We start from the raw sequence: 21,270 nt of genomic DNA, 5'->3' as shown, positions 1-21,270 counted from the left end.
TGATGTTCTCCTCTATTCCTGCGTGAACGCATTACTGGACAAAGACTTAATATAGTCTCTGATATCGGGTGCCCAATCATTAATCGATTCGTAAAAACGATTTTCATTCGTGGCATACAGTGCTCTCAAAGCTTCTTCGTATTGAGGGAAATCCCCCGCCATTGCTGTCATGAAATGATAGGTTACTTCCTGTGCCGCAAGAACTTTGTTTCCGTTCTCCCCTGAACGGCGAGCCTCATCAATCAGTTTTCGCAGGGTGACCGAAGCGCCTCCGGGTTGAGCCTTAAGCCAGTCCCACTGCCTTGGCAGCAAAGTAACTTCACCGGATACTACCCCTAGTTTGGGGCGGCCGGCTCTGCGAACGGGTTGTTCATTTTCTTTTGTATCCGTTATACGTACAGGCTTACTTGTTAGGCGGTCCAATACATCCTCTAAGCTTCCTCGAAAATCAATATCTATTGGTTTTCCAGTAGAATCGTCAAAAATAAGCAAATCAACAACTTCACTCTCTTCCAGGTTTTCTTTTACGACCTTAACAACATCTTGTAATGTGCCTTTGGCGAAATGTTTTCTGCCTACAAAGGCAGTGCAGTTCACTTGGGCAGGTGAATCTTGCATGTTAACCCTCCTTTAATGATCTTATACAGGTATTATACCCGGGTAAAAACATAAAGTCAATATTACCCGGTTATAAATATTTTGTCTGAAATTGTTTATAACAAATACTGTTAAAAATCCAATATAAATGTAAAATGACTGCCGGCAAATATCGCCGACAGTCATGCTCTTACTCCGTAGTATGCTTCTCTTCATATTCGCTTGATATTTCTTTGAGCGATCTGATTTTACCATGAGGGTGCTGTTCTTGCTTACGTGACTTCCAAGCAGCTTCCTGCCTTTTTTTCTGGCGAGCCATATAAGATCTCCTCCTCAGGAAATGAGAATGGTACTACTTCTCTAGGATGTCATTAACAAGTTACTTTCATTCATATCAGACTCTTATCAGGATAATCGATGCCTCTCCCTATTTACGTGGATAACAAGTTTTATCCAACAACAAATAACAGCAGTCTGCCGCAGACTGCTGTTTAAAAATCATCACTTACATAATGAACGATATTATATGAATCGACTTCGACTACTCAGCTCTAATTTCGCGAATGAGTTTTCCTTCAAGGAACGCTTGGATATTCTCCAAGGAATGTTGATAATAAGTCTGATAGTTGTTTTGAGAGACGTACCCCATATGCGGAGTAGCAAGCAGATTAGGAGTGGAACGCAAGGGATGTATATCAGGTAATGGTTCAACATCGAATACATCGATGCCGGCACCCGCAATCCAGTTGTTGTGAAGTGCTTTAATCAGCATATCCTGGTTAATAATAGAAGCGCGCGAGGTATTGATGAGATAGGCTGTTTTCTTCATTAACTTCAGTTCATTCTCACCGATCAAATGACGAGTCCGTTCGCTAAGAATGAGATGGATTGAAATAATATCACTCTTAGCCATGATCTCTTCTTTCGTAGAAGCGAACTGTGCACCAGCAGCCTCCGCTCGTTCTTGGGTTAGATTTTGACTCCATGCCATCACATTCATGCCAAAAGCATTTCCGATTTGGGCCATTTTAGTTCCAATCTTTCCTAATCCAAGCAGACCTAGTGTTTTACCACTCAGATCTGAACAGACGGTACTTTGCCAAGGGCCGCTACTCTGAATCGATTGACTTTCCGGGATCAGATTTTTGGTCAAACCCAAAATTAAAGCCCATGTTAATTCGGTTGGAGGCTCTGAACTGCTTCCTGTGCCGCATACCTTGATGCCCTGTCTCTCAGCATACTTTATATCAATAGAGGCATTTCGCATTCCGGTCGTAATTAGTAGTTTTAGTTTAGGTAATTGCGAGAGCAGGGAAGAATTAAAAGGGGTTCGTTCCCTCATGAGAATTATGATTTCATAATCCTTTAACACATGTGCAGCTGCGGCTTCGCTTTCGAAATGTTCATTAAAGGATACGACGTCTACCTGATCTGATATCTGTTCCCAATTTGCCATTTGTAGTGCGACATTTTGATAGTCATCCATTATTGCACATTGAAGTTTCAAGTTGTATTCCTCCATTCATGAGTCGAATTACTATGAAATGTTTAATGAAGACGGCATCGAAAGACGTGTTTCTATGTAATTTTGTTAATTAGAAAATATACTTCTAATAATTAATCATTATACCGCAAACCGTTTCCACTTGTTGGATAAAACAGTCACATGCTAAAAGAAACTCGCAAACAGATGGGCACAACGCCTCAATATGATCGGAAGCAAGTTATAAACCAAACGTCTTAGCTTTAATTCTGGATGAAATCCACTGCAATTCACGGAGTTTACGCTTCTCTCCTATTGGAAATAGTGTATACAAAGTAGTTACAGACATCAGACATCCAAATTAATAGGAAGGTTGAACTTCACTTGGAACTCGTTAAAGATCTTCTTCTCGTAACTGGACGAATCGTAACCATCTTTCCCCTGCTTCTGGTCATGGGTATTATTATGGGAAGAAGGTCCATTGGAGAGTTGCCTGTATTTGATTTTCTCGTCGTTCTTGCACTCGGAGCTGTTGTAGGTGCGGATATTGCAGATCCAAAGATCGAACACATCCCGACCGGTTATGCGATTATTTTGATTGGACTAATTCAGAGAATTGTATCCAAACTGGTTATCAAGTATAGAACACTCGGCAAATGGATTACTTTTAAACCAACTGTGGTGATATCAAGTGGGAATTTACTTGTAGAAAACCTTCGTAAAGTCCGTTATTCCATCGACAACATCCTTCAGATGCTGCGTGAGAAAGATATATTTCATTTGGACGAGGTTGAGCTTGCGATATTAGAGGCAAACGGAAGATTGACTGTGTATAAAAATCCAATGAAGGCAGCTTTGACCGCCGAAGATTTAGGCATAACGAAGACAAATCAAAGCATCGCGTATCCGTTGATTCTTGAGGGGAACGTTTCAGAACGTGTACTCGGATATCTTAACAAAGATATAGCTTGGCTGGATGAACAATTAATTGCTCGAGGAATTCAGAGTGAGGACGTCTTTTATGCATCGATCGATGAGAATCTGGAATTACATGTTTCACAGTCCACCCTCAACAAAATCCCTCCAATTGAACACTGAAGGTATATTGAACAAGCACCGCTAAAAATGAAACTCGACTCTTACAAAAACCATAGACAATAATAAAAGGCTCACGCTGGATTAATCCAACGAAGAGCCTTTTGTATTTTGCACGAGATTTGCCAGCTTGGTTGTAAATTCTCCCACCATTTTAGAAATGGGTTCATCTGTTCGTGTGATCCTTCCCAGAACGGCTTTCTCTGTGCTGAATTGTTGCAAAGGAACCGTAACTAATTGTTCCTGATAGATTGAAGATAGTGCATTTAATATAAAATCGGGAGCAATCGTGACGGCATTCCCATAAACAATCATTTGACATAATGCATCCATATTATTGGTGATCAAGGCGATACGGTTGGTATGATTAGCGGACATTAATGTGTGTGCGATTGTTTCGATCTGTTCATCTTTATATAGGACAAATACTTCATTATGTAAGTCTTCAGGCGATATCGTTTTGAAAAACCGTAAAGGTGAACGGGTGTTCATGATCAATACTGCGTCACCTTCAACAATTGGAACCCAATCAAATAAACTGTTCCGTTGGCTTTTTGGATATGATAGCAAGCCCATATTGGCATGACCCTCTTGAACGTCCTTCATTACTTTCTGGGTATCCCCTTCGATCATCTGAACTCTAAGTGTCGGATAGGTTTTCATCAGTTCCAGCATCGTCTGCACCACTTGAGGAACAAAACCCGGAATGCTGGAGATTGTAATACTCTCTAAGGATTCTTCTTTTAGAGTAAGCAATGCACCTTGCATCTGTTCAATATTTTTGAGTACGGCTACCGCATGCTGGAGAATCAACTCCCCTTCCGCTGTTGGAAAGACGCCCTTTTTTGTTCGGTGGAAAATAACAGTGTTCAGCTCATCTTCCAATTGTTTGATCGACTGACTAATGGTTGGTACGGTAAGGTGATGCACATTTGCAGCTTTCGTAAATGAACCCCATTGTGCAGCGGAAATCAAATATTGCAACTGTGAAATATTCATGTTCATTCCTCTTATCTTTAAATATATATTTATGATACTAAATTATATTTAAATATCTTTTATGTTTGAAATCAAGTATTCTCATTATAGGAGGGCGATATGATGCGGAGCATACGAAGTTTTCTTGTAGAAGTGTTGCTGAGAATCACGAAAAAAAAGCTGGACGCAAATGAATTTATGGAGAAACGCAGTCAGATCAATAGCGAATCCTATCAGGTCCCTGCTAAACTTAAACAGAAGTACAATATCACTAAAGACGGTAACCTGCCTTTGGATACGTATATACTACAATCGAATACTCGTTCCGACGAACGAATTGTGTTGTATTTGCCTGGCGGAGGATATGTTGAGCAACCGCTAACTTGGCACTGGCATTTCTTACACAACTTAACGGAGCAATTGAATTGCACGGTATTCGTACCAATCTACCCTAAAGCTCCAGACAATCAATATACGGCTGCAATAGAAAGTGTCCTTAATGTGTACCAGCATCTATTAAAAATAGCGAAACCCGAAAACATCGTCATTATGGGCGATTCTGCCGGAGGTGGTCTTTCTCTAGCCTTTGCACAATATTTATTAGAGCAAGGATTGCCACAGCCTAAGGACATTATTCTACTCTCTCCGTGGCTTGATATCACCCTAGATAACCCGCAAGTCCTTGCCATGATTGATAAAGAGCCCATGTTGAACTGGGACATGCTGGTTGAAGCTGGAAAGAGGTACGCCGGTGAAACCTCTCGTTCACATTATTTAGTGAGCCCGATTCATGGAGAAATTAAAAATCTGGGTAAGATTTCCCTGTTTATTGGTACACATGAACTTTTCCTTCCGGATGCCCGAAAATTCAGAGAAAAAGCTGCTCGTCAGTCGGTTGACATAAACTATTTTGAGTATCCAAAAATGAATCACGTCTTCCCCGTATTTCCGATACCTGAAGCGAAAAAGGCGCTTAAACAGATTGTAGACATTATCCAAAAATAAGCAGAAGTATCGATAACTTTTAGGAACGAGATATTGTAAAAAAATGAAAATGTAAAAAAAGTCTATACTAAACCAAAAGTTAAAAAAGCCGCTACTCAGCGGCTTTTTTTAAACTTCCTGAGTACTTCCTCCAATTACTCGGTTCGCTCAGTTCGTTAGGTATCATTAGATTTTTTGCTAAAATTAAATGTTGTGTTACATTCTACTTTCTTGAAGGATGAATGTTACGAATCAGCAAAATCCCATCATACTGATCCCGAGGAATCATTTTCTCATCCAACACGCCCCATGCCTTGGCTATACGAGGTGTAAACATCCATTCCGTCGCTGGACTTAATGCTTGGTCTCTCAGATCTATAAATCGTGCAACACCCATCTCGGTTCCTAGAATATCTTCCAGGCTACCCTTATCGTGAGATTGAACCTGTTCCTCTTCGCCATTATTTTTGGATGAGCTTCCTTGGTAAGCAAATAAACCGATTACATAATTAGCTTGCTTCAGGGAGTAAGGTAACAATTCCCCCATCGTTGGATAAGGATTTTCGTCAAAATCATATCCGTTGTGCTCTGTAATCATCGTGGAGTTGTTTTTACGTATGTGATAGTTATGTGCCCATATGATTATTTTTTCGTTGGGATATACCGTTTCAGCAAGCCAAGTCAAGTTGTCCGCCATCACGCGGTCTCGTCCATAACTGGCCAGTTGTAACTGTTTTTCAGGATCAATTCCAGCAAACAGTTTTACGAAGTGTGCATTATAATGATCCAGCATATCCAAGCGATTTTGTAATACACGTTCAATTAAAGGAACCAGGTTGGAATGTTCCATCTGAGCCAGATTTAATGGATCTCTCTTGTCTCGGACGAATTGTAGAAGAGCTTGATACTTTTCTTTGATCTTCTTTTTCTGTTTAGTAAATTCATCGATTTGATTAGTCATGCTGAGCTTCAGATACCATCGTTCTGTTTGGGCAAAGGCTTTAGCTTTGCTTGAATCGACCTGAGCAAACCAATTCTCAATGAAGGTAATAAAAGTTTCTGATGTACCTTGTGCGTCAACTCCAGTCAGAATCAGAGGGTGATCGGTTTTACTTTGCTGTACGATGTATTCAAAAAGCGGTAAATTTTCTTCTACTTGCCATACACCATAGATAGAATTTTTCATCAATTGTTCTGGCGTCATATGACTTACCTGTGAGTATGCAGTAGCCGTATCCGAAAGATTAGACTCGAATGCGAGCACGTTGTACCCTAATTCCTCATGAAGAAATTTGACGATTCTCACTTTCATCGAATTGTACTCGGATGCACCGTGCGAAGCTTCGCCCAAGCTAACCATTCGTTTGTCTGCTAAAAGAGTCCTGAGAAATGATAAATCGTTGTACGTATCCTCATGCTGTGGTTTGACTGAAGTTATTGTTTGAGCACTTGCACGGATATTTTCATTCCAGATTTGATCAGAAGGCATATGGCTCTCTTGAACTACAGTTGATCCGGCCATATAGGCTGACTCGTCCGCAGACACTATACTGAAACTGCTAAGCATTGCTGTAGATAATAAAATCTTCTTATACCATGGATTCATTAGGCTGACACTCCTCTCTTAATGAAGTTCAGCTTAACACTCTCCGTTTAAAACCAGTCCACGTGATGTTTAAAAATAGTTTAAGAATGGTAACATTAGCTTATCCTTCAATTTATGGTCAAAGTGAAAGAAGGATAAGTCAGCTCACTGTCCAGACAGATGGAAGCAAAAAGCAGCTGCTCTCAAGAACTACCTCCCATGGCTACTAATCGGTTAAACCCTGGGTTAGTTTCACTAGCGGCTGCTTATCCAAGTTTAATTGAGTCAGATATAATAAGTCGTAAAAAATCATGCAAGTTATCTGCCACTTTGTTGACCTCTTCAAATTCAGGTTCTTCCCCTTGTACAACAGAACCAATTTCATTGTTTAAATCAATGGCATAAAAAGAATATCCATCACGAACAGACACTATAATCGGCAGATACTTATCCCACCATGTCCTGATTTCTGTTCGGCATGCCTCATCGTCCATCGCTGCTTCTAAGCTGATTAGTTCAAATTCATTCCAGTGAAAGTCCGAATCAGAGCTATTGTTGTAGTCAGCCTCACATAGAAACCACGTCTGTTCGCTAGGTGTCATGCATTGGTTAACCACACTCAAAAATGATTTATATTCCGGGGGCATATTCGTGTATCTTGTGATTAACCGTTGATCCAGATTGAGGCTAATTTCAGATTTAAGAGTTACAATCCAACCATTTGACTCAGCCCAAGACACAAATTCCAGAATGGTTTTATTCATATCTACATTGTCCCTCCCTCACAAGATTTTCCTCCCAAACGATTGTGGATAGCGTAGCCCATCAGAAAAATAAGAGCTACAGTCAACCTTCATCCTTAAAATGAAAATGTTCGTGATGGATTGAATCCATTCCTGCCAGATTTCTATAAATGATCGGCGGCTGCTTGCTCAATTGCTATTCCTTTCGTGTATCGTTCCATAAATTGGTTAAACCCATTCACATCAGAAATGTCTGGATCAATCTTCAGTGCTTCGACGTCTTTGAATACTTTCATATGGAGGAAGTCTGTTAAACTTTCGTTTTTCTCCTTACAAACCATATAGTAAGCCAATACGGCTATCCCCCATGCACCGCCCTCACCAGCAGTCGGCATGACAGATACGGGAACGTTAAGTGCAGCTGCACATATTTTCTGGCCAACTATGGGTGTCTTGAATAACCCGCCATGTGCTAAGATCTGGTCAATCTGTACATTCTCCTTCTGCGTTAAAATGTCCATTCCGAGCCTTAATGTGCCAAACGCACTGTATAGATGTGTCCTCATAAAATTAGCGAGTGTGAAACGGCTCTCTGGTGAACGAACAAATAACGGACGTCCTTGGCTTATGCCCGTAATCTTCTCTCCCGAGTAGTAACCATAACTCAGTAAACCGCCACCATCCGGGTCTGCTTCGAGCGCTTTATTAAACAGAACATGGAACAAGTGACTGGCATCAGGTTTATATCCCAATGCTTCATAAAATTCATGAAAGATTCTGATCCATGCATTGATATCACTAGTGCAATTGTTGGCAAGAACCATACCCACAGGACTTCCATCCGGTGTAGTCACTATGTCAATCTCGGGATACCCCCCTATATCTTTATCCAGAACAATCATAGCAAAAATAGATGTTCCTGCGGATAGACTGCCGCTACGTGTATGGATACTATTCGTAGCCACCATGCCTGTTCCGGCATCCCCTTCCGGAAGGCAGAACGGAATACCGGCTTTTAGATTGCCAGACGGATCGATGAGACGTGCACCAGCTTCATGAAGAAAACCTGCATGTTCACCAGCCGAGTATACAGAAGGTAAAAGATCTTCCAGTTTCCATGGGTAATCTTTGTCGATAATCAATTGGTTAAACTGCTCAATCATCTCTTCATTGTATCCCCTTGTCACCCTATCGATCGGGAACATGCCCGAAGCATCCCCCACACCGAGCGCTTTATTGCCTGTTAGAAGAAAGTGCATGTAACCCGACAACGTTGTCATATATTTAATGTTCCTTACATGTTCTTCATCGTTTAAGATGGCTTGGTACAGATGTGCAATACTCCAGCGCTCCGGAATTTTATATTGGAATTCACTGGTTAAAAATGCTGCTGCGGTAGTCGTTGTGATATTACGCCAAGTACGAAATGGAACTAACAGTTTTCCCATGCTGTCCAAAACAAGATAACCCTGCATCATGCCGGATAGTCCGATGGAGCCTATACTGCTCAGCGTTACTCCATAATCCATCGTAACCTGTTGCTTTAGTACAGCATATACTTCTTGCAACCCCTGAACCATCTTATGGGAGTCATAGGTCCAGTATGGATTGTTCCATTGATTTTCCCATTCGTAGCTGCTGGAAGCAATGATTTCAAATTTCTTATTGATCAGAACAGCCTTGATTCGGGTTGATCCAAATTCAATGCCAAGCGACGTTTCTCCGCTGACAATCGCTCGTTTGAGATATTGATCCATTATGGCTCTGCACCACCTTTTACTTGAACTTGGTGTGATAATAACATGTTTACAACACTTTGTATATTGGATAAACTAAGTGCTGCCAATGAGAAGAAAAAGACATCCCTAGTTCTCACCTGCCTAAAATGGATAGAAAGCAGCATTTTAGGCAAATGAAAATAAGAAATGTCTCATAAAATTCGATTGTTTTTAATTTATGGAGCACTCTGATGTTCTATATTAGCTACACTAGCGATCTATTCACTTTATGCTTTAAAGCCGCTTAATTTCTCAACAGCCTGATGTTCGTCTGACACAAAGAATATATCATTACCATTATTACTCTCGTAGATAAAGTCTTTCAGACTTTTGCTGGTATAGCCTGAGTAATCCCCAATAATCGCAATTTTGGTCTGATAATTAATGAATTTTTGCAGTACTTCACCAGCCAGACGTGTTTTCAAATCAAAGAATGCTTCACTAACTTCCGATTTATTAACGATGATTAGGTTACAGTCCACTTCATATCTAACGGTTGCCATTAAGTCCAAGGCCGACTGCACATCCGAGATTAGTACTTCCTTATTTGTGACGTAAGCGATGGATACTCCGTTTTTGTTTATTTGTTGAATGTTCATGTTTGATCCTCCCTCATCTCTGTGATTAAGTATCAAAAATCATCAAAGTATTCTTTAGGGCCTATTCATATACAAGCACCCAGTATCTCGCTCCTGGTTCACCCTCTTCGACAACAGTCTTCCAGCCCTGCTTTCTATAGAACGATAGCGCCTTATGATTGTCTGAAACACACTTTAACGTGACGGGTGTCCCCAATCTGGCTATCGATTGCTGGAGTAGCTGTTTACCTGCGCCTTTCCCGGCCGCCTTCGGGTGTACGAACAAATTATGCACAAAACGGTCAGGCACATATAGTGACGCAAATCCAAGGATTTGATCACCTGATTCCGCCACAAGAATCTCTTCTTCCAACGTATCCCGGTCAAAATCTTCGAGAGTCATCTCATCGGCATTAGCCCAGTGAAAGCTCTCCCGCCGGGAATGTAAATAAATTTCTCTCAATTGTACATAATCTGAAGTTCTCGCTTCTCGAATGATCATTCGATCAATCCCCTTTTCGTCTGTCTTATCAATTATTTCTCTTAGAAGCTTCAACAGCTTTTCTACCCATATTCATGGATAACTGTACACTAATCATTAGCATTACAATGACCAGCATGGCAATAATGGATACGTTAAACCGTCCGCTGAGATCAAAGATCCATCCAATAACAAGTGGACCGAAGGCTCCCATGATATAACCTCCCATCTGTGACATCGCTGACCACGATCCTGCTTCCTCGGCCGTATTTGTTGCCATAATGGGTAGCATCAATGCTAGCGGAAACAATCCACCAGCCCCGATACCGAGAAAAATCACGGCTGGAAGCATGGGTACAGGAGACAAGAGTAACACTAAACCGATGAGTTCAGAAACACTACACAAGACAAGCCATAGTTTGATCTTGCCTGAACGGTTTACAAGGTTCGGAATCAGTAATGCGACAGGAACTTGAATTAATGTGAACACGGTCAGAAGCAGCGCCGCGTTTGGTACACTGTATCCAAAGCTAAGAGCGATTGGCGAAATCCAAGCTGTCAAACTATAGAACATACTGGCCATGAGGCCAAAAAACAACGTGAATTGAATCGCTTGTTTATTGCCCAGAGGCAGTTTAACGCGTTGTGATCTGCTACTGGAGGGTTTGTTTTTTCGAATGAGTAAGGTCCAGAAGATCACAGCAATGAAGCCAAAAGCGGCCCAGCAGGACAAGGCTAGTGAAAGATTGTGTTGATTTTGATTATAAATTGGAATGGTTAATCCGGATGCCAATGCTGCCCCAATCGTCATCGATACGGAGTAAATACTCACTATGCCTGGGCTTGCCGGGAAATACTTTTTAATAAAACTTGACAGTAGCGGTCCAGCAAAGCTGATGCCGATCCCTCCGACTAAGGCCGTAGCAATTAGTAAGGTAATAGATTGATCTACACTGCGTAGTGCAGTGGCGAGTGTGATGAGCAGAAGCGAGATAAAAATAGTTCGCTCCAAACCGAGCCGCTGACTTAACGTTGTGGCGACGGGAGCAAATAATCCCATACACAGGACAGGCAGTGTAGTCAGAAGGCTTGCTGTTAATGCGCTTATACCTAACTCGGTTTGAATCATGCTCATCATGGATGCCACGGAAGTAATGATGGGTCGCAGGTTCAATGCCGCAATAAATAGAGCGAATAAATATAATGTTTTTTTCACCGTTCTTTTCCTCCTGGTTCTTCTTGAAGTCCCTTTGAGTATACGTCCGCCCTATCCATTGATCAATCCAATAATTCGTATTATTATGATAGTATAATACTATGATTAAACGAGGAGAAAAAGATGGATACTCGAAATATAACGTATTTTATGGCCGTCTTTGAGCATCTTCACTTCACAAAGGCCGCAGAAATTCTCGGAATTTCACAGCCAACATTGAGTCAACAGATCCGTCTGCTAGAGGCTGAAGTTGGTATGCCTCTTTTCGATCGAATTGGCAAAAAAGTAGTTGCAACCGAGGCTGGAAGGCTGCTTCATCAATACGGAATGAAAATGATTCAGGCTGAAATGGATGCAAAAAGTGCGATTCAAGAACTTGTATCGGAGAAGCGTGGAACGGTCCGGCTTGCTGTGTTACCCTCTGATCTTGATTTTCAACTTGTTCCGCTGTTTGTTGAATTCAAGACCCAGTACCCTCATACGAAGCTGCAGGCTTTTTCAACCATTTTCGTTCGAGACGAAGTACTCACACACAAAGTGGACCTTGGCATTGGGCTTCGAGGTCCAAAGGACAGACGCCTCGTGCAGATTCCACTGGGAAGTGAGCCTTATGAACTGTTTGTTCATGCTTCTAGTGATCTTGCGAAAAAACACGAAATAACCTTGGACGAATTGACGCGGCTCGCGCTTGTCATGTATCCCAAAGGGTATATTGGCAGAGATTTGGTGGATGAAGTTTTCCGGGAGCAAGGCCTGGAGTTAACGACGGTGATGGAAGCAGGTTCTGCATCCTCCCTGTTGCAGCTGGTAGCTGCTGGCATTGGTGCGACAATCCAGCCGAGAGAACTGTTAAAACAGCATTCCGGCTGGGAAGATATCATAACGATCCCCATCGTAGGGCCTGCACCTGTTCGGCATATGGAGCTGACTTACTATGCAGATCGATTCATTAGCAAAGCGCAACACCAGCTAGCGGAGTGGCTGATTGAATTTTTCAAATCGAAAACGAACTAGTGAATAGTGAAAATCCAAAGAAAATTAATGAGGTCTTTAAAATGAAAAAATCGAACGAAGTATTTGCCGTTTCGGAGCGTCTCGTGATTCGAAAGTTCGGCATGCAAGATGTGCAGTCCTTCTATCAATACCGCTCGAATCCCGATATTGCTCGTTTTCAATCGTGGGAAAATTATACGATTCAAGATGCAGAATCATTTGTCAGCCGTCAATTAGAATCTTCCCCTGATCAGCCAGGGACGTGGTTTCAATACGCGGTTGCTTTAGCTGGATCTGATCAGATCATCGGGGATTGTGCGCTTCATACCCTTGGAGCCGAACCTCAAATTGTCGAGCTTGGATTTACTCTCGCCCCTGAGCATCAAGGGAAGGGATATATGCACGAAGCACTTTGTGCCCTGATTGACTATGTTTTCGGTACACTGAACAAACATAAATTGATTGCTTTTTCCGATGTGCGAAACACAAAGTCTATTCACGTTCTGGAACGTTTAGGCTTGAGACGCGAAGGTCATCTGCTCGAAAATTACATGTCCAAGGGTCATTGGGTCGATGAGTATCAATACGCGATTTTGCAATCGGAGTGGTTGAACAAGCGCCAATAATCTGTGTGAAGAAATGGGTTGTTGCAATATGACTTAGAGCCCAACGTGTCATTGTTCTAATGGTGTGATGACTTTGTTGGGCACCCAGCCCTTCTCCCCTTCAGTTGTGTGCACAAAGCTCCATTCGTTCAACTCACGCTCTTTCTGCACAATAGTACCAGGTATCACGTTCAATTCGAGGGCAGAGTAATCTTCTTGTACTTTTGCCATTTGTTCTTCATTCGGTGTACTCAGTATTTGCTTAGGCACCCAACCACGCTTTTTAGATTCGATAGATTCACAAAAAATCCAGTTCGGAAATTCAGTATCTTCCTCTCCGTAATGAACAATATCTCCCTTAACAAGCACAATAGGGTCTGGATAATTCGACTGATGCGGGTGAATCACTTTGTATTGCTTCATATGTACTCCCTCCAGAATGTATTTCTTTATAAAGTGAAACCAACCATCAGGGCAACTCTTCATTTTTTTGATCAATGGTACGTTGTCCATAGGCACGTAGGAAGACACGTACCCCTTCAGAGATGATTCGTTTGGTTTGTTCATCGTGAAAATCCCCAATTTTTTTCGGTTGATTAAATACCATCAAAAACGTTAATGCGGCGAAATGCTTTGTCGCCAGTTCAGGATCGGGAACGATAAGCAGTCCGTTTTCTCCGAATTCAGTAAACCTCTTGATCAGCCCCTCTTCCGTTGCATTGTCTAACTTTTCTAAAAAAGAGATAGGTAGGTTGGCTTCTTCCATCGTAACCAGACGGATCAAAGCACTGTAATCAGAAGAACCATTCGCAGAAGCCACGAATTGTTCACAGAATAAAATAAGAGCCTGCTCCAAATCCTCGAATTCCGAAAGGTAGTCTGATATCCCTTGTTTAATCATGTCCAAAACTGCCCCACTGGTCTCTTCTACAACCGCAAGCAGTAAGTTCTGTTTGTCACCGTAATAATCATAAACTGTTCTTTTCGAAACACCTGCTTTAGCTGCGACCGCATCGACGCTGGAACGATCAAACCCATCTAAGAGAAACAAGTCTCGTGCCGCCGCAATAATTTTCGCTCTTTTGTCAGAAGAGCCTTTGCGGACTTTTTTGATTTCCGTAGTATTCATCTTTAAGCTTCCCCCCCATGACTATACTATCAAAAATGAGTTCCTCTTTACAAATTACACTGCACGGTGTAGTTTATTTATTGTGACCTATCCAAATCCATGATCAAGGAGGAATTCATTTATGAACAAGCCGCAGTCTTTTGTTGATGTTCTTATTGTTGGGGCTGGGCCTACAGGACTGACACTCGCCTGTGACCTTGCGCGTCGAAACGTAAACCATCGGATTATCGAACGAAGCACCTCGTATAACGTAGCGTCCCGTGCCAAAGGAATTCAGCCTCGTTCGCTTGAAGTCGTTGATGATTTGGAAGCCGTTCGTTACATTATGGACACCGGTGTCGTAGATTTACCTGTCCGCTATTATAACGAGGATGGCAGAAGTATGGTTAAGCCCTCTATTACCGTTCCAGCTAGCGCTGAACTGGGTTCACCCTATCCAGATCCGGTCTGGATTGCTCAATTTGATGTGGAAAAGGCGTTACGTGACCGATATGAGATGTTTGGCGGTAAAGTGGAGTTGGATATGGAAGCTGTAGGACTTGTTCAAGACTTGGAGGGTGTGCAGGTAACGGTGAGTACACCAGAAGGAAAAGAGCAAATTCATGCCCGTTATGTCGTTGGCGCCGATGGTGGTAAAAGTAGTATTCGCAAGTTTATCCATCATCCGTTGGTTGGGAATACACACGATCATGAACGCTGGTATCTTGGCGATGTGCGTTTGACAGGACTGGATCGTGATCATATCCATATCTGGACTTCTCCGGAGGGGATGATTGGAGTAACGCCATTACCGAAATCCGACATTTGGCAACTGCAAGCTACCATTTCGTCAGAGATTAAGGAACCGGAAAATCCGTCGTTAGAAGTGTATCAGGATATGATTAACCGTCGGGCAGGTGCTGGGCATGTTCGGCTTATGGATGCCTCTTGGCTATCGATCTATCGGATCAACGTGCGAATGGTTGAATCTTACCGCAACGGTCGGGTTTTTCTTGCCGGAGACGCCGCGCATGTTCACTCGCCAGCCGGAGGGCAAGGCATGAATACCGGGATGCAGGATGCCTACAACCTAGGATGGAAACTGGAATCCGTCATACGCGGAGCAAACACCACCCTGCTTGACACCTATGATGAAGAACGTCGCCCCGTAGCTCAAGCGGTGCTTGAGGATAGCACCAAAAAAATGGGAGTGATTTTAGGGACAGCGACTGAACGTGGAGCATTATCCCAATCCTTAAGCACCGTATCGGATGATCTAACGAGCGGGCTTCTTATTTCTTATCGCTTAAGTTCTCTTACCCGCCCAACTCTTCAAGCCAATGTTACCCGTTCTATGCCTGGAGATCGTGCTCCTAATGCCGAGGGACTGCAAGGTGCTGAGTTCACAGGAGATGTCTTTGACCTGATGCGCGGCCCACACTGGACTCTTTTAGCTTTTGTAAACCGTATAGATCACCTTTCTCTAAAGGACTTCACTTTTGTTGAACTCCATACGCACTGCATTGTGCCATCACATGTCGAAGGGGAAGAATGCATCATTGACACTGCAGGTAATGCCTATCAGATGTACGATGTTACAAGTGAAACGCTTATATTGATTCGTCCCGACGGATACATCGCATTACGCAACTCCATTGAGGACAGCGCACAAATTCTACAATACCTGAACTCTATGTATCACGCGAACTAGGTTATCCGTTGGAAGCTTCTATCGCTCAACCTAAAGATGGCCCCCGTGAAAACAGGAGCCATCTTCTTCATTATCTATGATGTGGAATAACGAAAATAATCAAAGTCAGCATGTTTACGAGTTCCGCCGAGATCCTGAACACAAAGACCGATATAGGTTCCCGTGAACCGGATGTATTCCGGGGATTCATCGCATAGATGCGTAATATCCGTCCACTCACCGACCTGAGTCCATGATGCTTCGCGCTCTTCTAACGCATAGTAAAAGCAAGCACGATCATGATGGAAGACTACTTTTAAACGAATTGGATCACCTGTCTGTAGCGGAATATCTTCCTCCAAAAGCTCATCATACACCCCGTTCTTAGACTGGATGATGCCAAGACACAGTCCCTTTTCTTCATGAACCGTTACTCTAAGGTAGAGATAGTCCTGCGTATCGTAATAAAGAATCAGTCCTGCCATCTGCTGTGGATGATCCGGTGCGAATTCCAGGCACGTTTCGGCTTCACACTCAAAATCTTGCAGTCTGCGAGCAACCATGCTTTGTCTATGGGTTGAACTCATCGATTCCATCCCATACAAACGTAAATAGCCAGGACGTTCTGTCAGTGTAAGCCAAGTTGCGTCAGGTGGGATACGAAGGGTGTTCCAGTCGTTGCGAAGCTCCGCTTGATCAAAGTGATCCGTCTCATCGGGTAGTTCAAACGGTTGCAATTTAATTTTTGGGGCCTTCACCTGAAGCTCTGGATATCGATCTCCGCTGGCGAGCCTCAGCCACCCGTCTTCACTCCAGATGCAATGCTGCAGAGCCGTTTCACGTCCAAGGATACAGTGTTTCTCCTGAACAGGTCTACCCACCAGATGTGCCATATACCATTCGCCCGTGTGGGTATCTACGAGACTTCCATGACCTGCCTTTTGCAGTGGTAAATCCCTTCTTCCGTGTGATGTGAGCATCGGATTGCTCGGATCAACTTCATACGGGCCTTGTAATTTACGTGAACGGGCAACCGTCACTGCATGCTCATAACCAGTTCCACCTTCAGCAGTGACCAAGTAATAATAACCGTTGTTTTTATACAGATGTGGCGCCTCCGTCAGTCCCAGTTCCGTACCCTTAAATATGTTGACGGCAGTTCCGACCAGTTTTTGCTCCTGAAGCGAATATTCCTGAAGTACAATACCTGCAAAGCGGTTTTTGCCCTTACGGTGATCCCAAATCATGTTCACCAGCCACTTACGTCCATCATCATCATGAAACAGAGAAGGATCGAAGCCGCTGCTATTCAGATAGATTGGTTCGGACCACGGGCCTTCAATATCAGTTGTGGTTACAAGATAATTGTGAGTGTCTTTAAAAGCACCTACCCTGCTCTTCACATCGGTAAATATCAGATAAAATACACCGTGATCATAGCTTAGACAAGGCGCCCATACGCCTCCAGAGTTAATATTGCCCTCCATGTTTAACTGGGATATTCGAGTCAATGGTGAAGGTAACGCACGCCAGTGAACCAAATCTCTGGAGTGGTGAATGCGTACACCCGGAAACCATTCGAAGGTGGATGTAGCAATATAATAATCTTCTCCTGCCCGGCATATGGAAGGATCGGGATGGAAACCGCTAAGAATGGGATTGGTGATCAAGTTAGTGATCGAATTCATTTAACAGCAACCTCCGGTAAAAAGTGATATCTGAATCAAAACGAGCCTGTAGACTTAACAAGCAAGAATGCGTTCGTTTCAGTGCCATCCAAGCGCTTTTTTGCCAGCCTCAAGCGCAGATATGATGCGGTCTACATCGTATACATTCCCTCTCCAGGTGCCTCCACTGACCGATTGTAGTGCTGCCCATAAACGTGTATCGTCTGGCAGAGCTTCATCTGGACGCATGCTCGGATGAAAGGGCCTCTGTGCTAGAATGAGTGCTCCTTCTTCGGGAGAAACTTCACGTCCTGCTTCTCCGACAAAATTAACACTACCTTCGAGCGTGCTCCGATCCACGACAATGTTAATCAAATCCCCGTCCCGCAGCTTGCCAATCGGACCTCCAGCCAGCGCTTCGGGCCCAACATGACCAATACAGGCACCGGTGGATACACCGGAGAAGCGAGCATCAGTAATGAGCGAAACATATTTTCCAAAAGACAGATGTTTAAGCGCAGAGGTAAGCTGATAGGTTTCCTCCATTCCCGTCCCGGATGGCCCACGTCCGAGGAGAACGATGATGTCACCAGCGAGAATTCCTCCAGTTTTGATCGCCTTAATCGCTTCACGTTCGGTGGTAAACACTTTTGCAGTACCCTTATGACGATAGACCCCTTGCTCATCAAGTACATCTGGATCAATGGATGTAGATTTAATAACAGAGCCTTCTGGAGCGATATTACCTGTTGGAAATGTCACGGTGGAGGAGATGCCCAAACGCTGGGAGTGTTCCGCACTCATAATAACACTGTCCGGATCGATGCCATCGACCTCTTGTAATTGTTTCCGCATAACATGCCGTCGCTCAGATGATTCCCACCAATCCAGTACATGACCGATAGAAGTGCCCGTAACCGTCTTCACATTCTCATCTAATAAACCAAGACGTCTGAGGTGAAGCATGACTTCTGGTACACCACCTGCCTGAAAAACCCGAATGGTTGGGTAAAAGATCGGGCCATTCGGCAATGCACTCACGAGTCTCGGAACATTTTTATTGACCTCAATCCAATCTTGTACATTGGGCAGTATTAAGCCAGCTGCATGTGCAATGGCAGGAATGTGTAGCAGCAGATTGGTAGATCCGCCGAAAGCTGCATGTACTACCATGGCATTGCGAATTGATGCATTAGTGATAACATCTGCCATTTTCATTCCTTGAGTCTCCATTTGGATCAGCGCACGCGAGGATTGCCGAGCCATCTCAAGCCAAATCGGTTGCCCTGACGGCGCTAGAGCAGCATGAGGAACGGTCATGCCCAGTGCCTCAGCTACAACCTGCGCGGTTGCCGCTGTTCCTAGAAACTGACAGCCTCCACCTGGTGTCGCACAAGCGCGGCAGCCTAACTCCGATGCCATTTCTAGAGAAAGCTCTCCATTGGAGTACCTTGCACCAATGGTCTGAATCTTGCCCGCATCTTCCCCATCTGTGGGCGGAAGAGTGACACCGCCGGGAACAATAACGCCTGGCAACTGTGGCATACCTGCGAGGGCAAGCATCATGGCGGGCAGTCCCTTGTCACATGTTGCAACACCAAGCACACCTTTGCGTGTGGGCAAAGAACGAATCAATCTGCGGAAAACCATTGCCGCATCGTTTCTATACGGTAACGAGTCGAACATACCGGTTGTTCCTTGCGATCTTCCGTCGCAGGGGTCGCTGACATAACCGGCAAACGGGATTCCGCCGCGGCTGGACAATTCATCTGCTGCTGCTTTCATCAGCAGTCCAACTTCCCAGTGCCCCGTATGATAACCGAGTGCTGTCGGACTGCCATCCTCATTCCGGATACCGCCTTGGGTACTTAAGATCAGATACTGTTTTCCATTTAACTCTCCAGGCTTCCAACCCATACCCACATTCTGAGACATACCGAACAAGTCGCCACTTGGCGCGTTTCGCAGTAAATCATCGGTTAGAGGCAGACGTCCTTCTACTCCAGGAGCATGGGCTTGAATCTTGTAGAGATCAGACTGCGTTTGTCCATGATCAGAAGTCCGTTCCTTCGGATCAGCTATCTTATCCCCTGATGTAGACACTTCACTACTCAACTCAGGCGAATTTTCCCCCATAATGGATCGAATCTGTTCGAACATGATACCCTCCCCGCAGTTTATGACTTCACGAAGACTGTTTTGATTGCGGTGAAAAATTCAATAGCTGCCTGTCCTTGCTCTCTGGAATGGGAGCTGGACATTTTCATTCCGCCAAACGGAGCCTGCAGCTCAACACCAGCTGTTTCCGCATTGATTCTCACAAGTCCGGCGTCCATATCGCGGATAAACGAAAGCATAGACCCAACGTTCTGCGTATAGATTGAAGCACTTAATCCGTAGTCACTATCATTGGCTAGTTCTATAGCTTCTTCAATGGAATCTACAGGCATCAAGGCCAGTACTGGACCAAATATTTCTTCCCTGGCGATCGCCATATGGGGTTCGACGCCTTCAAATACCGTTGGCTGTACATAAAATCCATCTGCAAGCTCAGGACTGTCCGGTCTGTTTCCTCCAGTTAGCAGCACTGCGCCTTCGTCTTGCCCTTTTTGAATGTAACTCAGTACCGTATTAAGCTGCCCTTCACTAGCGCATGGCCCCATCCAGCTCCCAGCAGACATCCCATCGGCCAAGCGAATTTCCTGAACCTGTGACAAGAGCTTTTCTTTGAAAGCATCGTATACTTTTCGTTCAATAATAACGCGGCTGGTCGCCGTACATTTCTGACCCGTCGATTTCAGACCACCGCTGATCGTTCCCTCAACTGCCAGATCCAAGTCAGCATCCGCTGCAATAATGACCGGATTTTTCCCGCCCATTTCAAGCTGATATTTAGCCCCTCGAGCAAGTACCGCAGCACCGACACGTTTACCAACTTCATTAGAGCCCGTAAACGTAATTCCGTTCACATCGGGATGCTCCGCCAGTGCCGAACCGATTACCGAGCCTTTGCCGCACACAAGATTGAGAACTCCAGCTGGGAGCCCGGCCTCTTCAAAACATTCTAGTACCTTGGCTGCCGTAACCGCTGTTTCCTGTGCAGGTTTCAATACAACTGTGTTCCCGTAGATCAGCGCTGGTGCGGCTTTCCAGATCGGGATAGCGACCGGAAAGTTCCACGGTGCAATAACCCCAACCACACCTAGCGGTACACGCGTGGTGAACATCAAAGCTTCGCTGTCCGTTGACGGAATGACATCACCCGTTTTACGCATGCCTTCACCCGCGTAATACCTCAAGATGGCAACGCCGCGCATCGTCTCTCCTTTGGCTTCGGGAAACGTTTTTCCCATTTCTCTCGTCATGGCTTCTGCTACCTCTTCGGCCCTGCGTTCCAGTACATTGGCTGCCTGAAAAAGATAATTGCCTCGTTCAGCGCCGGTTAACTTGCGCCAAGTCTTCGCGGCTGCTTTTGCAGCAGCTACTGCTTGATTCAGGTCTTCTACGCCAGAGGAAGGTACATGCCCCACCACTTCATTTCGATTGGCCGGGTTGATACTCGGTTCTGTTTTACCAGACCCTGGCTTCACCCATTCTCCATTAATAAAATTGTTATAGGTCTGCTCTAACTGAAAAGCGCTCATCTTCTTCATCCTTTCTACATACATCGTTTGGAAATTTAGATTGGC

20 protein-coding genes are annotated in these 21,270 nt (G+C 44.1%); 5 read left to right on the top strand and 15 right to left on the bottom strand.

Annotation, left to right across the window (positions count from 1 at the left end; translation table 11 throughout):
- Positions 1-12: 12 nt before the first annotated feature.
- The 3 genes from AC1VYS_RS15035 to AC1VYS_RS15025 form a co-directional block, all read right to left on the bottom strand.
- On the bottom strand, positions 13-618 hold the full coding sequence (locus tag AC1VYS_RS15035; protein ID WP_482910366.1) for a DUF2239 family protein: 606 nt from the start codon (positions 616-618) through the stop codon (positions 13-15).
- A 169-nt stretch (positions 619-787) separates the two neighbouring features.
- Positions 788-916 (bottom strand): DUF6254 family protein, encoded by a 129-nt coding sequence (locus AC1VYS_RS15030; RefSeq protein WP_445645242.1) that lies wholly within the window; start codon positions 914-916, stop codon positions 788-790.
- Positions 917-1,138: 222 nt separating this feature from the next.
- Complete coding sequence (locus AC1VYS_RS15025) at positions 1,139-2,104, bottom strand: D-2-hydroxyacid dehydrogenase family protein (protein ID WP_482910365.1); 966 nt, start codon at positions 2,102-2,104, stop codon at positions 1,139-1,141.
- 360 nt (positions 2,105-2,464) lie between these two features.
- Between AC1VYS_RS15025 and AC1VYS_RS15020 the strand changes: the two genes are divergently transcribed.
- Complete coding sequence (locus tag AC1VYS_RS15020) at positions 2,465-3,178, top strand: DUF421 domain-containing protein (RefSeq protein ID WP_482910364.1); 714 nt, start codon at positions 2,465-2,467, stop codon at positions 3,176-3,178.
- An 81-nt stretch (positions 3,179-3,259) separates the two neighbouring features.
- On the opposite strand, the gene AC1VYS_RS15015 is transcribed toward AC1VYS_RS15020, so the two are convergent.
- Positions 3,260-4,174, bottom strand: coding sequence for a LysR family transcriptional regulator (locus AC1VYS_RS15015; protein WP_482910363.1), 915 nt, complete (start codon positions 4,172-4,174; stop codon positions 3,260-3,262).
- A gap of 177 nt (positions 4,175-4,351) precedes the next feature.
- Between AC1VYS_RS15015 and AC1VYS_RS15010 the strand changes: the two genes are divergently transcribed.
- Complete coding sequence (locus tag AC1VYS_RS15010; protein ID WP_482934376.1) at positions 4,352-5,158, top strand: alpha/beta hydrolase; 807 nt, start codon at positions 4,352-4,354, stop codon at positions 5,156-5,158.
- A 202-nt stretch (positions 5,159-5,360) separates the two neighbouring features.
- On the opposite strand, the gene AC1VYS_RS15005 is transcribed toward AC1VYS_RS15010, so the two are convergent.
- From AC1VYS_RS15005 to AC1VYS_RS14980, 6 genes are all read right to left on the bottom strand, one after another.
- A complete protein-coding gene (locus AC1VYS_RS15005; protein WP_482910361.1) occupies positions 5,361-6,743 on the bottom strand; it encodes an erythromycin esterase family protein in 1,383 nt (460 codons plus the stop codon).
- 245 nt (positions 6,744-6,988) lie between these two features.
- Entirely contained in the window at positions 6,989-7,486 is a 498-nt protein-coding gene (locus tag AC1VYS_RS15000; RefSeq protein ID WP_482910360.1) for an SMI1/KNR4 family protein, read from the bottom strand.
- Between the two features lie 143 nt (positions 7,487-7,629).
- Entirely contained in the window at positions 7,630-9,222 is a 1,593-nt protein-coding gene (locus AC1VYS_RS14995; protein WP_482910359.1) for a xylulokinase, read from the bottom strand.
- 248 nt (positions 9,223-9,470) lie between these two features.
- Positions 9,471-9,842, bottom strand: a complete 372-nt coding sequence (locus tag AC1VYS_RS14990; protein ID WP_482910358.1) for a DUF4180 domain-containing protein — start codon at positions 9,840-9,842, stop codon at positions 9,471-9,473.
- Between the two features lie 61 nt (positions 9,843-9,903).
- Positions 9,904-10,323 carry a GNAT family N-acetyltransferase gene (locus AC1VYS_RS14985; RefSeq protein ID WP_482910357.1) on the bottom strand — a complete coding sequence of 140 codons (420 nt, stop codon included), beginning with the start codon at positions 10,321-10,323 and terminating at the stop codon, positions 9,904-9,906.
- A 28-nt stretch (positions 10,324-10,351) separates the two neighbouring features.
- Positions 10,352-11,518, bottom strand: a complete 1,167-nt coding sequence (locus tag AC1VYS_RS14980) for an MFS transporter (RefSeq protein WP_482910356.1) — start codon at positions 11,516-11,518, stop codon at positions 10,352-10,354.
- A gap of 123 nt (positions 11,519-11,641) precedes the next feature.
- Between AC1VYS_RS14980 and AC1VYS_RS14975 the strand changes: the two genes are divergently transcribed.
- Both AC1VYS_RS14975 and AC1VYS_RS14970 read left to right on the top strand, forming a co-directional pair.
- Positions 11,642-12,532 (top strand): LysR family transcriptional regulator, encoded by an 891-nt coding sequence (locus AC1VYS_RS14975; protein ID WP_482910355.1) that lies wholly within the window; start codon positions 11,642-11,644, stop codon positions 12,530-12,532.
- A gap of 41 nt (positions 12,533-12,573) precedes the next feature.
- Complete coding sequence (locus tag AC1VYS_RS14970; RefSeq protein ID WP_482910354.1) at positions 12,574-13,137, top strand: GNAT family N-acetyltransferase; 564 nt, start codon at positions 12,574-12,576, stop codon at positions 13,135-13,137.
- A 48-nt stretch (positions 13,138-13,185) separates the two neighbouring features.
- On the opposite strand, the gene AC1VYS_RS14965 is transcribed toward AC1VYS_RS14970, so the two are convergent.
- Positions 13,186-13,539 carry an SH3 domain-containing protein gene (locus AC1VYS_RS14965; protein ID WP_154959165.1) on the bottom strand — a complete coding sequence of 118 codons (354 nt, stop codon included), beginning with the start codon at positions 13,537-13,539 and terminating at the stop codon, positions 13,186-13,188.
- Positions 13,540-13,585: 46 nt separating this feature from the next.
- Positions 13,586-14,245 carry a TetR/AcrR family transcriptional regulator gene (locus AC1VYS_RS14960; protein ID WP_482910353.1) on the bottom strand — a complete coding sequence of 220 codons (660 nt, stop codon included), beginning with the start codon at positions 14,243-14,245 and terminating at the stop codon, positions 13,586-13,588.
- A 121-nt stretch (positions 14,246-14,366) separates the two neighbouring features.
- Here AC1VYS_RS14960 and AC1VYS_RS14955 point away from each other — a divergent pair, with 121 nt between their 5' ends.
- Entirely contained in the window at positions 14,367-15,935 is a 1,569-nt protein-coding gene (locus tag AC1VYS_RS14955) for an FAD-dependent monooxygenase (RefSeq protein ID WP_482910352.1), read from the top strand.
- Positions 15,936-16,009: 74 nt separating this feature from the next.
- Here AC1VYS_RS14955 and AC1VYS_RS14950 read toward each other — a convergent pair whose 3' ends face one another.
- From AC1VYS_RS14950 to gucD, 3 genes are all read right to left on the bottom strand, one after another.
- On the bottom strand, positions 16,010-17,602 hold the full coding sequence (locus AC1VYS_RS14950) for a glycoside hydrolase family 43 protein (protein ID WP_482910351.1): 1,593 nt from the start codon (positions 17,600-17,602) through the stop codon (positions 16,010-16,012).
- Positions 17,603-17,680: 78 nt separating this feature from the next.
- Positions 17,681-19,741 (bottom strand): YjhG/YagF family D-xylonate dehydratase, encoded by a 2,061-nt coding sequence (locus AC1VYS_RS14945; protein ID WP_482910350.1) that lies wholly within the window; start codon positions 19,739-19,741, stop codon positions 17,681-17,683.
- A gap of 17 nt (positions 19,742-19,758) precedes the next feature.
- Positions 19,759-21,225, bottom strand: a complete 1,467-nt coding sequence (gene gucD, locus AC1VYS_RS14940; protein ID WP_482910349.1) for an alpha-ketoglutaric semialdehyde dehydrogenase GucD — start codon at positions 21,223-21,225, stop codon at positions 19,759-19,761.
- Between the last annotated feature and the right edge of the window lie 45 nt (positions 21,226-21,270).

The organism is Paenibacillus sp. G34 (genome assembly GCF_056856875.1).
The sequence above is the reverse complement of the archived record's forward strand: the minus strand, read 5'-3'. Positions and strand labels throughout refer to the sequence as shown.